Source organism: Pontibacter mucosus, assembly GCF_003054055.1.
GTDB classification, from domain to species: domain Bacteria; phylum Bacteroidota; class Bacteroidia; order Cytophagales; family Hymenobacteraceae; genus Pontibacter; species Pontibacter mucosus.
In genome coordinates, this window is sequence record NZ_QBKI01000001.1 from 647241 (window position 1) to 660959 (window position 13719).

The window sequence follows — 13719 nt, forward strand, 5'->3', positions numbered from 1 at the left end:
CATTGATTCAAAGTAACTTTTACGTAGCCCACCTAAAAGAGGTAATAAGAAAATTAGTGCAATTTTTACTCCGGCGCGTTGGCGCAGCTGCACAGCACCTCCCGGGTTGGCACGGCCAGCTCATAATCCGGCAGGGATGGTTCCTTCATGTAGACAACCTCCAACTGGCGGATAGGCTGTGTAGGGTGGGCCTCGTTCCAGCGGCGCACCAGGTAGTTGCAGTAGTACGGCCGTATGTGGGCATTGTGCACGAACAGGTAATTCTCTGAGTACTTGCGCCACCTGTCGTTCTTGAATAGCGAGACCACAGAGGCCGGCTTGCTGTAGTTTACCTCCTTGCCCTCCTGGTTCAGGTCGATGTTGGTGCCGCTGGACGTATAGCCCTCCAGCACATACCAGCCATCATCCTTAAATACAACCGGCGAGAACATGCCCCAATGCTGATCCAGGCGGAGCAGGTAGCCAAGCCAGCGGCTGCTGTCCGGTATTTTCCGGAGGGGCAGGTTGGTGGTGCTGAAGTTCCACCAGATGCAGTAAAACAGCAGGGCTACCACTACCCCGTTCCGCACAGGCGACAGTGCGTGCGTTGGGATGCCCGGTTTTTGCCAGTTCACCTGCACGTTTATACTTACCGGACTGCTCAGTTTGCTGAAGATCTGCTTAAACTGCCCGAGCTTCGGCCTTCGGAATGAGCGCAGCACGCGCCTGTCAAGCCAATCCATAACCGGAGCGGGCAGCAACCCGGCCACGGAGGCAATGTTTATCAGGTAGAAGAGCCCCACGAAAAGCGTCAGGCTGATGCCGATGTGGAAACCCACCAGCACCACCACTACCACCATCCTGAAAAAGTAAGTGTAAAACGGAATGAGAAGCAGGAAGGGCAGCAGCAGCTCGGTGTACCAGGTGATAAGCGTAAGGGTGCGCAGCAATTCGGGATAAGGGTAAATCAGGCGGCCCAAGGGCATCAGGATTTGATCGAGGCTGAGGGCATAGTAGAGGGCGGTGCCATCGGTGCGCCATTCCGGAGAGTCCTTGAGCAGGGCGGTGCAGAAGTATACCAGCCCCACCTGCAGGATGTAGGCTGCAGTGGCCGCGCTAAAGTATTGGGTCGCTGGCGCTGCAGTTTCCAGCGTACGCTCCCGCACGGCATCGGCTGCGTAAAACCTGCCACAGGGCAGAAATATGCCCCAGAAGAGCAGCATGCGCAGCAGGTCATCGCCCCCTTGCTCTATAAGCGGATTCCGGTTTTGCAGCGAGAGCAGCAGTAGCCAGGTAGCAACAGTAGCGAGGCGCGTTTTGTAGCCCAGCAGCAGGCAGAAGGCAAAGCAGGCGGCAAGTATAAACAGCAGCAACTGGAACTGCCAAAGCCCGCTGAGGGCGTGCAGCGAGAAAAACTGCGGCAGCCACAGGTGCTGGTGCAGCACATGGAGCGGCAACACACCCATGTTAGAATAATGCGCCTCCATGTCGGTGGCCCTGATGGCCAGGTCGAGCAGTACGATACTAGCTAACCAGATACGCATGAGGGCCAGCGCCCGCAGGTCCACGGTAAAAACTCGTCTCAGGTATCGCTCCAGGTGCTTCATCTGCGCAGGGTATTGCATGAAAAGCAGAAAGGCAAATACCGGGATGGTGTCTGCCTTTCTGTTATAGGGTCAAAGAATATTTCGTTACATAGTGGTGGTACCGGTGGTAGTGCCGGTAGTGGTTCCAGTGGTGGTACCTGTAGTGGTGCCGGTTGTTGTACCTGTAGTGGTGCCGGTTGTTGTACCCGTAGTAGTACCGGTGGTCGTACCAGTAGTGGTTCCAGTCGTAGTTCCGGTTGTGGTGGTACCGGTTGTGGTCCCCGTGGTAGTACCAGTTGTCGTGCCGGTCGTGGTACCGGTGGTTGTGCCCGTTGTGGTAGTACCAGTAGTAGTACCCGTGGTCGTGGTTCCAGTGGTTGTGCCCGTTGTGGTAGTACCTGTAGTAGTACCTGTAGTAGTGCCGGTTGTTGTACCAGTAGTGGTTCCTGTAGTGGTACCAGTCGTGGTGCCGTAGTCAGTATCTTCAGTTGTATCCATATCTGTCGCGTCGCTATCGGTCGTGCTATCGGAAGTGGTGCAGCCAAAGGTAAGAGCAGTAACCGCAAAGGCAGTCGCGCAGAAAGTTATCAAGTTCTTTTTCATAGCATTAAATGTTTGTTATACATGTTTGTTTAGCATTGATTCTACGCACTATTTAGAAAAAAGTATAATTTATGGGCCTTATTTTACCTTCCCATACTTTGGGGCCACCTTTAAGGCCCGTTTGCCGTCGCTGATGAAGAGCAGGGCAAGTATAGAATTGTACTGCTGTGGGGCCAAACCTTTAGGCACCGGGGTGGTTAAAAGAAGGAAATCGTAAACCTTTATTTAATGAAAAAGCTGAAAGTATTTTACGTGCAGGATGCCTTGTGCGGCTGGTGTTATGGCATGGGCCCGGTAATCTCGCGCCTGTTCGAGGAACAGAAGCATGACATGGAGGTGCTGAGCGGGGGGATGATCCGGGGCAGTAACGTACGGCCCATAAAAGGCATGGCCGACTACATAAAGCAGGTGGCACCCAGGCTCGAGGAAACCACCGGCGTGAAGATGACGGAGGCTTACCACCGCGAAATTCTGGACAAGGGCACCTACATAAGCAATTCAGAGCCGCCAGCCGTGGCCATGGCCATACTTAAGGAGCAGTTTCCGGAGCAGCAGGTGCCCTTGGCAGCTGCCATACAAAACCTCCACTTTGTGGAGGGCCTGGACCTGAACGAGGTGGAAACATACCTGCCGGTGGTGCGGGAGTTTGGGGCAAATGAGGAGGACTTCAGGAGGAAATTTACAGACGGAAGCTACCTGGAAAAAGCGCAGGAGGAATTTAAACTGGTGGAGAACTGGGGGATAAGCGGCTTCCCGGCCGTGGTATGCCAAAGCGGGGAAAAACTATACCTGGTAGCGCGCGGGTACCAGCCCTATGAGCAGCTGAGCGCCACGCTGCAAAAGCTGCAGCAGGAGGCTTAACAAGTAGCCAATTTTACGCTTTTTTCTCGGTAATGAGCCAGTCGTAGGCGGAGGTAAGGTCTTCGAACAACTTTATTTCAAAGGGGAACATGCCCTTTTCTTTCTCCAGGAAGCGCCTGGTTTGCTCCTCAGCGAGGGGATCGAAGGCGTTGAGCAGGGCAAAGCGTTTGAGCGGTAACCTTATAAACCTCTCCGTAAACTCGTTTAGCGTCCAGTGGGCGTCTTCGGCAGGGATGCCGGGCAGTAGGCGGCGATCCGCGATGGCGTAAGGAATGTGCATGGTCTCTATCAGGTGCAGGAACTGCAGGAGCGTATCGCGGTATTCCTGGCTACTGCATGGCCCATACCACTGGCTCACCACAACATTGTGGGCTGGGTAGTGCTCGAGGTGGTGAAACGGGGTAGAGGATAGAACCATAGGCCACTGTTTGGAGTGTACGCTTACATCATTTAATGTTAAAAAATTGTACGCTCAAATACAAGAGAGGCCAGCGTGAATTATTAAAAAAGTATATATAAAAAACACTATATATTTGCTGCTGTAACTAACCTGTCGCCCCGGCTCTTGTGATGCAGCCGGGGCGACAGCCATTAGCCTACCCATTACTTGGTGCGCAGGTTATTGGCATTGCTGCCATCCAGCTCGCGGGTATCTTCCTCGTCTTTAGCGGCCACGTTGCCGCCTTCTTCCTTGCCTTCCGGTTCGTTCTCAAAAATATCCACCGACTTAATTTCCACCTCGTCTTTCTTCACCCCCTCCAGTGGCTCGGGGTTCTCGTCGGGCAGGCGCTTGCTTTCATCGGCATTGGTAATGATATCGTCTTCTCTTGGTGTATCCATAAGTATAAAATTGTAGGTTATACTTATAGGTACGCAGCAGCCCGTTTTAGTTTGGCGGAGGCATTCATTTTAAGGGAAAAAACAGGCAGCAAAGGCCATTTATGGCTGGTAGTATACTTAAGGAGTGCGCTGCTGCAGTGCAACCAAAGGGCCCCGTGCGCCCCGGCAACAGCCTTCCCGTCAGAAATTAAATTGCCATCAAGTATATTTTACGTTGCGAGCCCCAACATTTCGCCGTAACTTTGGGCAATTTATACATACCAACCCAATGCCTAAAGACACTTCGATAAAATCAGTTCTCATCATAGGCTCCGGTCCCATCGTTATCGGGCAGGCCTGCGAATTCGACTACTCTGGCTCCCAAGCCGCCCGCTCCCTGAGGGAAGAGGGTATAGAGGTAACGCTCATCAACTCCAACCCCGCCACCATCATGACCGATCCGGTTACGGCGGATAACGTGTACCTGAAGCCGCTGGAGAAGAAGTATATCATAGAGATTCTTGAGAAGCATAAGATCGACGCCGTACTGCCTACCATGGGCGGACAAACTGCCCTGAACCTGGCCATCGAGTGCGATAAGGCCGGCATCTGGGAGAAGTATGGCGTGCGCATTATCGGTGTGGACATCAAGGCCATCGAAACGACCGAAGACCGCGAGGCTTTCCGCCTGAAAATGCTGGAGCTCGGCGTAAATGTTTGCAAGGGAGAAACGGCTACCTCTTTCCTGGAAGGCAAGGAGATAGCCCAGGAAATCGGTTTTCCGCTGGTGATTCGCCCTTCGTTTACCCTTGGTGGTACGGGGGGCGGTTTTGTTAATACCCCTGAGGAGTTCGACGCGGCCCTTACCCGCGGCCTGCATGCCTCGCCCACACACGAGGTGCTGGTGGAGCAGAGCATCATGGGCTGGAAAGAGTATGAGCTGGAGCTGCTGCGCGACAACTTGGGCAACGTGATCATCATTTGCTCCATCGAGAACTTCGACCCGATGGGCATCCACACCGGCGATTCCATCACTGTGGCTCCGGCCATGACGCTGCCAGACACGGTGTACCAGCACATGCGCGACCTGGCCATCAAAATGATGAACGGCATCGGGCAGTTTGCCGGCGGCTGTAACGTGCAGTTCTCCGTTAACCCCGACGATGACACCATCATCGCCATCGAGATTAACCCGCGCGTGTCGCGCTCTTCGGCCCTGGCCTCTAAGGCAACCGGTTACCCTATCGCGAAAATCGCGGCCAAACTGGCCATCGGCTATAACCTGGATGAGTTGAAGAACGCCATCACCAAAACAACTTCCGCTTACTTCGAGCCTGCCCTGGACTATGTGATTGTTAAGATCCCGCGCTGGAACTTCGACAAGTTCCCGGGCGTGAACCGCACGCTGGGCTTGCAGATGAAGTCCGTGGGAGAGGTAATGGGCATCGGCCGTACCTTCCAGGAGGCGTTGCAGAAGGCCTGCCAGAGCCTGGAGATCAAGCGCAACGGCATCGGGGCGGACGGAAAAGAGAAGACAGACTACAACGAGCTGATTGACAGCCTGAAGAACCCAAGCTGGAACCGCCTGTTCAGCGTAAAAGACGCCATGCGCATCGGTATCCCGACCAGCACCATCCAGAAACTGACCAAGATCGACCCATGGTTCCTGGCGCAGATTGAGGAGCTGGACCAGATGGAGAAGGAGATCGAGAAGTATAGCCTGGCTACCATCCCGGCCGAGCTGCTGCGCGAGGCCAAGGTAAAAGGCTACGCCGACCGCCAGATCGCGCACCTGCTGCGCTGCCTGGAGAGCGAGGTGTTTAACAAGCGCCAGGACCTTGGCATCAAACGCGTGTACAAGATGGTGGATACCTGCGCGGCCGAGTTTGAGGCCCGTACCCCATACTACTACAGCACCTTTGAGGGCGAGAACGAGAGCACGGTATCCGATAAGAAAAAAGTGGTCGTGCTGGGCTCCGGGCCAAACCGTATCGGCCAGGGCATCGAGTTCGACTACAGCTGCGTGCACGGTGTGCTGGCGGCCAAAGAGCTGGGCTACGAGACCGTTATGATCAACTGTAACCCTGAGACGGTAAGCACAGACTTCGACATCTCGGACAAGTTATACTTTGAGCCGGTGTTCTGGGAGCACATCTACGAAATTATACTTCATGAGAAGCCGGAGGGCGTGATCGTGCAGCTGGGTGGCCAGACGGCCCTGAAGCTGGCCGAGAAGCTCGACCGCTACGGCATCAAGGTGATGGGTACGAGCTACCAGGCCCTGGACCTGGCCGAAGACCGTGGCTCCTTCTCCTCGCTGCTGCGCGACCTGAGCATTCCTTACCCGCCGTTTGCTGTAATCGAAACAGCAGAAGAGGCGCTGGAAATGTGCAAGGAGCTGAAGTTCCCGCTGCTGGTGCGCCCAAGCTATGTACTGGGTGGCCAGAACATGAAGATCGTGATAAACGAGAAAGAGCTGGAGGCCCACGTAATCGACCTGCTGAAGGACCACCCGGGCAACAAGGTGCTGCTTGACCACTTCCTTGACAACGCCATCGAGGCCGAGGCCGACGCCATCTGCGACGGCGAGGACGTGTACATCTGCGGCATCATGGAGCACATCGAGCCGGCTGGTATCCACTCCGGCGACTCTTACGCAGTGCTTCCTCCGTTCGACCTGAGCGAGAACGTAATGCAGCAGATCGAAAGCCACACGAAGAAAATAGCCGTGGCGATGGGCACGGTGGGTGTTATCAACATTCAGTTTGCCATCAAGAACGAGATTGTGTATGTGATTGAGGCTAACCCGCGTGCGTCCCGTACCTTCCCGTTCATTGCCAAGGCATACCGTGAGCCGTACATCAACTACGCCACCAAGATCATGCTGGGCCACGCCAAGGTGAAGGACTTTAACTTCAAGCCGCACAAGAACGGTTATGCCATTAAGGTGCCGGTGTTCTCCTACAACAAGTTCCCGGAAGTGAACAAGGAGCTTGGCCCTGAGATGAAGTCTACCGGCGAGGCCATCTACTTCATCGACGACCTGCACGACGATTACTTCACTAAAGTTTACTCCGAAAGGAATCTGTACCTGAGTAAGTAAGAAGTATAAATCATACTCAAGCCCTCCCCTGGAAACAGGAGAGGGCTTTTTGTTTTTGGGGCGGGGTTTACTTGGTTTAAGTATAAACCCCACCCCAGCCCTCCCCTAAGATTACGCTCAGGACCCAAGTCCATTGCTGCTTCAAGTTTTCAACTTGGAGCTATTATGGGGCCAGTTTTCAACTGGCGAAAGTATAAAGTGCCAGCTGTACGTACGCTCGCGAACTGAAAACAAGCCTCATTTGCGCTCCAGGCTGGAAGCCTAAAGCATAGAAATGCCGCTGCTATACTTGTGTCCTAGGCTTAGCCTTTAACAAGGAGGGTACTTTGCAGTACCGGGTCCAACCACCCCTGGCCCTCCTTAGCTAAGGCGGGGAGTCTGTGATTGCTCTTGCTGAAGTATAAGATCTATAGCTGCTGTTCTCGCGCGGACAGGTCGCGACCTGTCCCTACAAGTATAAATCTACCCCTGCCCCTCCGAGGAATTATCCGCAGGCGATTATCATCCCCCTACCCCCTTCAAAGGGGGACTTGGTTCCTGTTGCATCAGCAGCGGCTATCGAACCCGTTCCCAGCCTTTGGGTTGAGCGCCTTGTGAGATCCGGTGCCCGTCAAGGGCAGCCCGAGGTACGAGCGAGGCAAGGAGGGAACACAGCGCCGAGCGGGAAAACGAGGCCTCCCGGCCTGGGAGGGCAGAAAGTTGGCTATGGAAAGATAGGTTTGTGGGAACTAGAGGAACAGCTGTGTTTTGAAAGTATAGCTTGGTTCAAGTGGAAGGAAGCGGCGGCTAGGAAAGTATAAACTGAAGTATAAATCAGCAAGTATAAAAGTATGGCTCTGCGAGTCAGTTGGGTTGCAAGCCCAATCTCATAGTGGGCACAAGTTATAAACTCGCGCCAGTGAGTGGATGAAGGTATAGCTTACGCGGACTTGGAAGTCCGCAGCAGAGAAGGTTCCGGACAAGAATGTCCGGAACAGCGAGATAAGTATAAAAGTATAGAGCAGAAGTATAAAGTATAACTCCTGCTTCGGAACAAACCCGGAGAAGCCGGAATTTTAGTGATTTCCTCCTTATCTTTGCATTAACCGTCAAAAAGTCAGGCAACAAAAGGCTGGCAAGAGAGTTGTATTAAGGAATAGGTGCTGTTTTTGCAGTACGCATCACCAAAAGACAAAGCTTTACGATGATCAAATTCATATTAACCACGTTACTCATTATTTTCTTCATACGCCTGGTAGCCCCGACCCTGTTCAGGTGGCTGCTGGGGATGTTTATCCGGAAAAAAATGCGCAACGGGACTTTTTTCTACACCAACATGCACCAGCAGCAGGCACAACAGCAGCAAAGCCAGAACGGCAATGGGCGCGCAAAAGGTGATATCAAGATCGACTACATTCCGGAGCAGCCAAAGGGCAAGACTTTCAACGGCGGCGAGTATGTGGATTATGAAGAAGTAAAATAAAACTACTATCTTTCAAGCTCTATTCCGGGTTTTTGAAAGATTATGACAACTTCCTTCAACTTTAAGCGTGATGTGCTGCCACACGCCATCGCGGTACTTATTTTCCTCTTCCTGACGGCGGTCTACTTCTCGCCGGTCCTGTTTCAGGACAAAGGCCTTGCCCAGCACGATATTCTGCAGTTTAAAGGCGGCGCCAAGGAGATTCAGGATTACCGTGAGCGCACCGGCGAGGAAGCCCTCTGGACCAACTCCATGTTCGGGGGCATGCCGGCGTACCTCATCCAAACCAAGTTTCCCGGCGACTGGTCGGGCTACATCCACAAAGTACTAACATTCGACCTGCCAGCCCTGGCGGGTAACATCTTCATCACGCTGGTCTGTGCCTATATCCTGCTGGTAGCCATGGGCATGAGCTCCTGGCTGGCCATTATAGGCGCAGTGGCTTTTTCCTTCACGTCTTACAACCTCATCATCCTTGAGGCGGGGCACAACACCAAGTCCCTAACCATTGCCTACATCCCGATGGTACTGGCTGGCCTGATTTACGCGCTGCGCCGGAACCTCTGGATTGGGGCGGCCCTGTTTGCGGTGGGTTTAACGATGAACCTGCACTTCAATCACCTGCAGATGACCTACTACATGCTGCTGCTGGTGTTAGTGTTCGCTGTGGTGGAGATTATCTATGCCTTTAAGCAGGGTACTTTTGCCGAGCTGCTAAAGCGCGGTGTGGTGCTGCTGGTGGCTGCCATTCTTGCCGTAGGCGTCAATTTTGGCAGACTCTATACGACTGCCGAGTACAGCGAGTACAGCATCCGGGGTAAATCGGAGCTGACGCAGCCAAACAGTGGCGACGGCGTAGGCACCGGCCTGGACCGCGAATATGCCTTTAACTGGAGCTACGGCGTGAGCGAAACCATGACCCTGCTGATTCCAGACTTCTACGGTGGCAGCAGCAGCGCTCCGCTCGACACGGATTCTGAGACCTATAACGCCTTCCTGAAAATGGGAGCCGCCCCGGCGCAGGCCGAGCAACTGGTACAGCAGGGCTTGCCAATGTACTGGGGTCCGCAACCGATGACGAGCGGCCCGGTTTACGTGGGTGCTGTGGTGATATTCCTGTTTGTGCTGGGCATGTTCATCGTGGACCGCCGCTGGACGAGCTGGCTGGTAGCCGGCACCATACTTTCCATCGTGCTGGCTTGGGGCAAGAACTTCGAAGCCTTCAACTACTTCATGTTCGATTACTTCCCGCTTTACAACAAATTCAGGGCAGTGTCGTCGGCGCTCGTAATTGCCCAAATCACGATTCCGTTCCTGGCTATACTTGCCCTCTGGAAGCTGCTGAACGAGCGCAGCCAAATCAAAGACCTGGATAAAAAACTGCTGATTTCGGGCGGCATTACGGCGGGCATCTGCTTGCTGGTGTGGCTGTTTGCCGGCACGGCCAGCTTCATGTCCGAAACCGACCAAAGGCTGATACAGGCGCAGTTCCCGATCGACGCCATCCGCGCCGACCGAGAAAGCATGATGCGCTCCGATGCTTTCCGCTCACTGGTATTTATCGTGCTGGCAGCTGGCCTGCTATACTTCTATGTGAAGAACAAAGTATCGGCTACGGTGGCCATGGCCGGTGTGGGCATCCTGGTGCTGGTGGATCTGTGGTCAGTGGATCAGCGCTACCTGAACAACGGCGACTTTGAGCCACAGGTAGAGGCGAACTACTTCCGGCCAACCCCGGCCGACCAGGCTATCCTGCAGGATACGCAGGATCCTGCCCGAGGCCTGAGCTACCGCGTTATTTACCTGCCAAATCCGTTTAACGATGCCCGCACCTCCTACTTCCACAAGTCGGTGGGCGGTTACCATGGCGCCAAGCTGCGCCGCTACCAGGACCTGATTGACCGCCACATCTCCCAGAACAACCTGGAGGTGCTGCGTATGCTGAACACCCGCTATGCCATCACAGGAAACCAGCAGCAGCCGGTACAGCGCATTCCAGACGCCCTGGGTAACGCCTGGTTTGTAGAGGAAGTGCAGCCGGTAGAGTCGCCGGATGCGGAGCTGGATGGCCTGACCATGTTCGATGCCGGTGCCACTGCTGTGATTGATGTGAAGAAATTCCCGATTGAACGCCGCTTCTTCAGTGCTGACAGCGCCAATATCAAACTGACGGAGTACGAGCCAAACTACCTGAAGTATGAGTATGAGGCGGCCAAAGAAGGACTGGTGGTGTTCTCAGAAATCTACTACCCTGCAGGCTGGCAAGCATACCTGGACGGGGAGCCGGTAGACCACATTCGCGCTAACTACGTGCTGCGCGCCATGGAAGTGCCGGCAGGCAAGCACACCATCGAGTTCAAGTTCGCGCCGCAGTCGTACTACACCGGCAACACCGTATCGCTTATCTCCTCCATTATACTTGTGCTGGTAGTGGCAGGCGCCATCTTCTACGCCGTAAAGACCAAGCCCGTGGAGGAGCCGATTGTGGAGAAAGTATAACTGAGTTAGAAAGTTAAAAAGTTAGAAGGTTAGAAAGTTGGGGAAGTTTAGGTGTTAGAGAGTTTAAGAGTTAGAGAGTCTGTTTTGTAGGGACAGGTCGCGACCTGTCCGCGCGAGAACTGAGGCTATAAAACTTATACTTCGGCCAAAGTAGTTACAGGCTCCCCTCCTTGGACTACCGAGAACGGGAGTTCGAAGGTAGCGAGCGAAGCTCTGAGGGGTTAGGGGTGGTTGGACCACGCTACCTTAATCCTGATTCAGACGATTTATAAAGTATAGCCCTGGCTTTTGCCGGGGCTTCTTTTTTTGCCAATATTGTAAGTATGGAGGAGGCACCGTTACAGAAACTGGAGGACGAGCTGCTACAAAAGCAGGGGGTGGAGCTGTGGGTGAAGCGCGAGGATTTGCTGCACCCGCACATCTCAGGCAATAAGTGGCGCAAGCTCAAGTATAACCTGCAGGAGGCCAGGCGGCAGGGGCATCATACGTTGCTAACTTTCGGCGGGGCCTACTCCAACCACATTGCGGCCACGGCAGCGGCCGGGCAGGAGTATGGTTTCAAAACCATCGGCATTATCCGGGGCGAGGAGCATCTGCCGCTCAATCCTACCCTCAGTTTTGCTACCTCCTGCGGCATGCAGCTGCACTACATCAGCCGCGAGAAGTATAAACTGAAAGCTGATCCGGATTTTCTGGAAGGACTACAACAGCAATTTGGCCAAGTATACTTGCTGCCCGAGGGCGGAACCAACCTGCTTGCCGTAAAAGGCTGCACCGAGATTGTTCAGGACATCCCCATAAAGTATGATTACATCTGCAGTGCGATGGGCACGGGCGGGACGCTGGCAGGCATTGTGGCGGGTTTGGAAGGGGAGAAGCAGGTGCTCGGTTTTCCGGCACTGAAAGGAGGGGCGTTTCTAAAGCAGGAAGTAGAGGAGCTGGTGCAGGCTTACAGCGGCTATACTTATTGCAACTTGCAACTTATCACTGAGTACCACTTTGGGGGCTATGCCAAGGTAAAGCCGGAGTTGCTGGCGTTTATGGAGGAGTTCCGGCAAAAGCACCATATTCCGTTGGAGCCTGTGTATACCGGCAAAATGATGTTTGGTTTGTTTGACCTCATCCGGGAAGGCTTTTTTGCGCGGGGTAGCCGGATTGTGGCGGTGCATACGGGCGGGCTGCAGGGCAATGCTGGCTTTAAGGAGCGGCTGGGGCTGCAGGTATAAGGCGCATTTTGTAGCACAATATTTGTATCTCCGTATCTGTATTTAAAAACAGATAAAGTTCTACATGCCCTTACTTCGTTTTCTATTCAAATTACTTCCCCTGGTTATACTTGTCTGGCTCGGCGTCTTTCTGTGGCGCACCGTCGGCGACTACTTCAGCAAACCGGACGTGGAAGAGGAGCCAAAGGTGGTGTTAAACTTCAGTACCGTGCTTACCTCAGTGGAGGACCTGGGCCGCATGGAGCTGGTGCGCTACAATTTTAAGGATGTGGTGGAGTATGAGAAGGAGGTGTCGCGGTGGATTCCTAACTCAAAGGTGGCGCTGATTGTGTCCGGTGAGGCCGTTGGCTGTCTGGATTTTACGAAAATAACGGAGGCCGACATCGAGTTCGTGGGCGACTCGGTGGTGCAGGTGGCCATGCCGGAGCCGGAGATCTGCTATTACAAAATCGACCACAACAAGTCCAAGGTCTTCAACAAAGAGAATACTTATTTTCAGGATGCGGACCTGGTGCAGGAGAGCTACCGCTACGCCGAGGCTAACGTGAAGGAGGCGGCCCTAAACTCCGGCATCCTGAACCAAACGAAGGTAAACGCTGAGAAAGTGCTAAAGCCGATGCTGGAGGAGATAACCGGCCGCCGCGTGGTGCTGGTGCCCCAGCGCAGAATCCAAAACCCGGAGATGGGGCCGAAGCGGTAGGGTTTGGTTGCTTAACGGATTGTATAAAAGGCGTACGAGGCGTAGCTGAAGTGTAGCCTATATACCATGTTGGCACTAAGTTGTTCTTTTATGATTCGGGAAACCACCAGCCTTCATGTCTATGCATGTATACTTTTCCCCTGTCGTCAACTATTCTTATTTCGCAGTAAAAAGGACTCTCTAATAAGTTACTATTCCCTGCATAAGCTCTTTGTTTCTGGAGGTCAAATTCTACAACCATTGTTGCTTCTTTAACAAATTCCATTGTTGAACCACTACTCTCAACCAAATTAGGGAACCGTTTATTCCAACTATCTATTGAATTACGAACCGGTTCAGTTAGCAATTCTTCTGGCTTTGCTGAATTGTTCATAATATCTACTTCAAGCCTATTTAGATTTGTTGTTCTTGCTTGCTTCAACAAATGCCCTAGGAAGTAGTCATCATTTATGTAGTTCATAAGACTAATAAATGAATGACCGAAATTGTGTGATACACCTTTTAAAGGCTTGTGACTTGGCATTTCCTGCTTTGAGTTACTTTCAATTTGTGCCAACTTCTAGATAAACGTATACCTATGCTTATCTGCACTATAAATGGAGTATATTTGTATATACTAAGTTCTCAACCAATAAACAAAATATAGTGAACTCTACCCTCTTCCTGCCGCAAGTTTAGCGGTAGCGTAACTTGTGGCTGTGCATGGCTGCAAGTTTGCAACTTGCTTTCTGCGGAGCAGAAAAATATACGCTTGCTGAAAGCATTTCTTCTTGAATGTAGCGAGTAATTAGCTGTAATCAATTACTTTTTGAAAGGCAGACTGTTACCGAACTTTGCCGCTTTAGCATGCCCCTCCGGGGCAGTTGAGTTGCAAACCCAAC

At 53.0% G+C, this 13719-nt stretch carries 11 protein-coding genes; 6 read left to right on the top strand and 5 right to left on the bottom strand.

The annotated features are described in order from the left end of the window. Nucleotides 1–65 precede the first annotated feature (65 nt). Complete coding sequence (locus tag C8N40_RS02955) at nt 66–1604, bottom strand: HTTM domain-containing protein (protein ID WP_245904970.1); 1539 nt, start codon at nt 1602–1604, stop codon at nt 66–68. A 66-nt stretch (nt 1605–1670) separates the two neighbouring features. Further along, nucleotides 1671–2168 carry a hypothetical protein gene (locus C8N40_RS02960; RefSeq protein WP_211318030.1) on the bottom strand — a complete coding sequence of 166 codons (498 nt, stop codon included), beginning with the start codon at nt 2166–2168 and terminating at the stop codon, nt 1671–1673. A 228-nt stretch (nt 2169–2396) separates the two neighbouring features. Between C8N40_RS02960 and C8N40_RS02965 the strand changes: the two genes are divergently transcribed. Then, complete coding sequence (locus C8N40_RS02965) at nt 2397–3029, top strand: DsbA family protein (RefSeq protein WP_108210275.1); 633 nt, start codon at nt 2397–2399, stop codon at nt 3027–3029. Nucleotides 3030–3042: 13 nt separating this feature from the next. On the opposite strand, the gene C8N40_RS02970 is transcribed toward C8N40_RS02965, so the two are convergent. Both C8N40_RS02970 and C8N40_RS02975 read right to left on the bottom strand, forming a co-directional pair. Continuing rightward, nucleotides 3043–3447 (bottom strand): hypothetical protein, encoded by a 405-nt coding sequence (locus C8N40_RS02970; RefSeq protein ID WP_108210276.1) that lies wholly within the window; start codon nt 3445–3447, stop codon nt 3043–3045. 185 nt (nt 3448–3632) lie between these two features. Then, complete coding sequence (locus tag C8N40_RS02975) at nt 3633–3869, bottom strand: hypothetical protein (protein WP_108210277.1); 237 nt, start codon at nt 3867–3869, stop codon at nt 3633–3635. 268 nt (nt 3870–4137) lie between these two features. On the opposite strand from C8N40_RS02975, the gene carB reads away from it, so the two are divergent. The 5 genes from carB to C8N40_RS03000 all read left to right on the top strand — a co-directional run bounded on the left by carB (nt 4138) and on the right by C8N40_RS03000 (nt 12838). Then, a complete protein-coding gene (carB, locus tag C8N40_RS02980) occupies nt 4138–6951 on the top strand; it encodes a carbamoyl-phosphate synthase large subunit (protein ID WP_108210278.1) in 2814 nt (937 codons plus the stop codon). A gap of 1183 nt (nt 6952–8134) precedes the next feature. Continuing rightward, nucleotides 8135–8413 carry a DUF4834 family protein gene (locus tag C8N40_RS02985; protein ID WP_108210279.1) on the top strand — a complete coding sequence of 93 codons (279 nt, stop codon included), beginning with the start codon at nt 8135–8137 and terminating at the stop codon, nt 8411–8413. Between the two features lie 42 nt (nt 8414–8455). Continuing rightward, complete coding sequence (locus C8N40_RS02990) at nt 8456–10912, top strand: YfhO family protein (protein WP_108210280.1); 2457 nt, start codon at nt 8456–8458, stop codon at nt 10910–10912. Nucleotides 10913–11235: 323 nt separating this feature from the next. Continuing rightward, the gene (locus tag C8N40_RS02995; RefSeq protein WP_108210281.1) at nt 11236–12138 is read left to right on the top strand and encodes a 1-aminocyclopropane-1-carboxylate deaminase/D-cysteine desulfhydrase; all 903 of its coding nucleotides are present in this window, start codon (nt 11236–11238) and stop codon (nt 12136–12138) included. Nucleotides 12139–12202: 64 nt separating this feature from the next. Beyond that, entirely contained in the window at nt 12203–12838 is a 636-nt protein-coding gene (locus C8N40_RS03000) for a DUF4230 domain-containing protein (protein WP_108210282.1), read from the top strand. 88 nt (nt 12839–12926) lie between these two features. Here the strand turns inward: C8N40_RS03000 and C8N40_RS03005 are convergent, their stop codons facing one another. Next, nucleotides 12927–13394: a hypothetical protein gene (locus C8N40_RS03005; protein ID WP_108210283.1), complete on the bottom strand. Its 468-nt coding sequence runs from the start codon at nt 13392–13394 to the stop codon at nt 12927–12929. Between the last annotated feature and the right edge of the window lie 325 nt (nt 13395–13719).

What these genes read in the sequence shown, in the direction of transcription:
- C8N40_RS02970 (WP_108210276.1), bottom strand. Translation starts at nt 3,447, where the DNA reads ATGGTTCTATCCTCTACCCCGTTTCACCACCTCGAGCACTACCCAGCC.
- C8N40_RS02965 (WP_108210275.1), top strand. Translation starts at nt 2,397, where the DNA reads ATGAAAAAGCTGAAAGTATTTTACGTGCAGGATGCCTTGTGCGGCTGG.
- C8N40_RS02985 (WP_108210279.1), top strand. Translation starts at nt 8,135, where the DNA reads ATGATCAAATTCATATTAACCACGTTACTCATTATTTTCTTCATACGC.
- C8N40_RS02955 (WP_245904970.1), bottom strand. Translation starts at nt 1,604, where the DNA reads ATGCAATACCCTGCGCAGATGAAGCACCTGGAGCGATACCTGAGACGA.
- C8N40_RS02990 (WP_108210280.1), top strand. Translation starts at nt 8,456, where the DNA reads ATGACAACTTCCTTCAACTTTAAGCGTGATGTGCTGCCACACGCCATC.
- C8N40_RS02995 (WP_108210281.1), top strand. Translation starts at nt 11,236, where the DNA reads ATGGAGGAGGCACCGTTACAGAAACTGGAGGACGAGCTGCTACAAAAG.
- C8N40_RS02960 (WP_211318030.1), bottom strand. Translation starts at nt 2,168, where the DNA reads ATGAAAAAGAACTTGATAACTTTCTGCGCGACTGCCTTTGCGGTTACT.
- C8N40_RS02975 (WP_108210277.1), bottom strand. Translation starts at nt 3,869, where the DNA reads ATGGATACACCAAGAGAAGACGATATCATTACCAATGCCGATGAAAGC.
- carB (WP_108210278.1), top strand. Translation starts at nt 4,138, where the DNA reads ATGCCTAAAGACACTTCGATAAAATCAGTTCTCATCATAGGCTCCGGT.
- C8N40_RS03000 (WP_108210282.1), top strand. Translation starts at nt 12,203, where the DNA reads ATGCCCTTACTTCGTTTTCTATTCAAATTACTTCCCCTGGTTATACTT.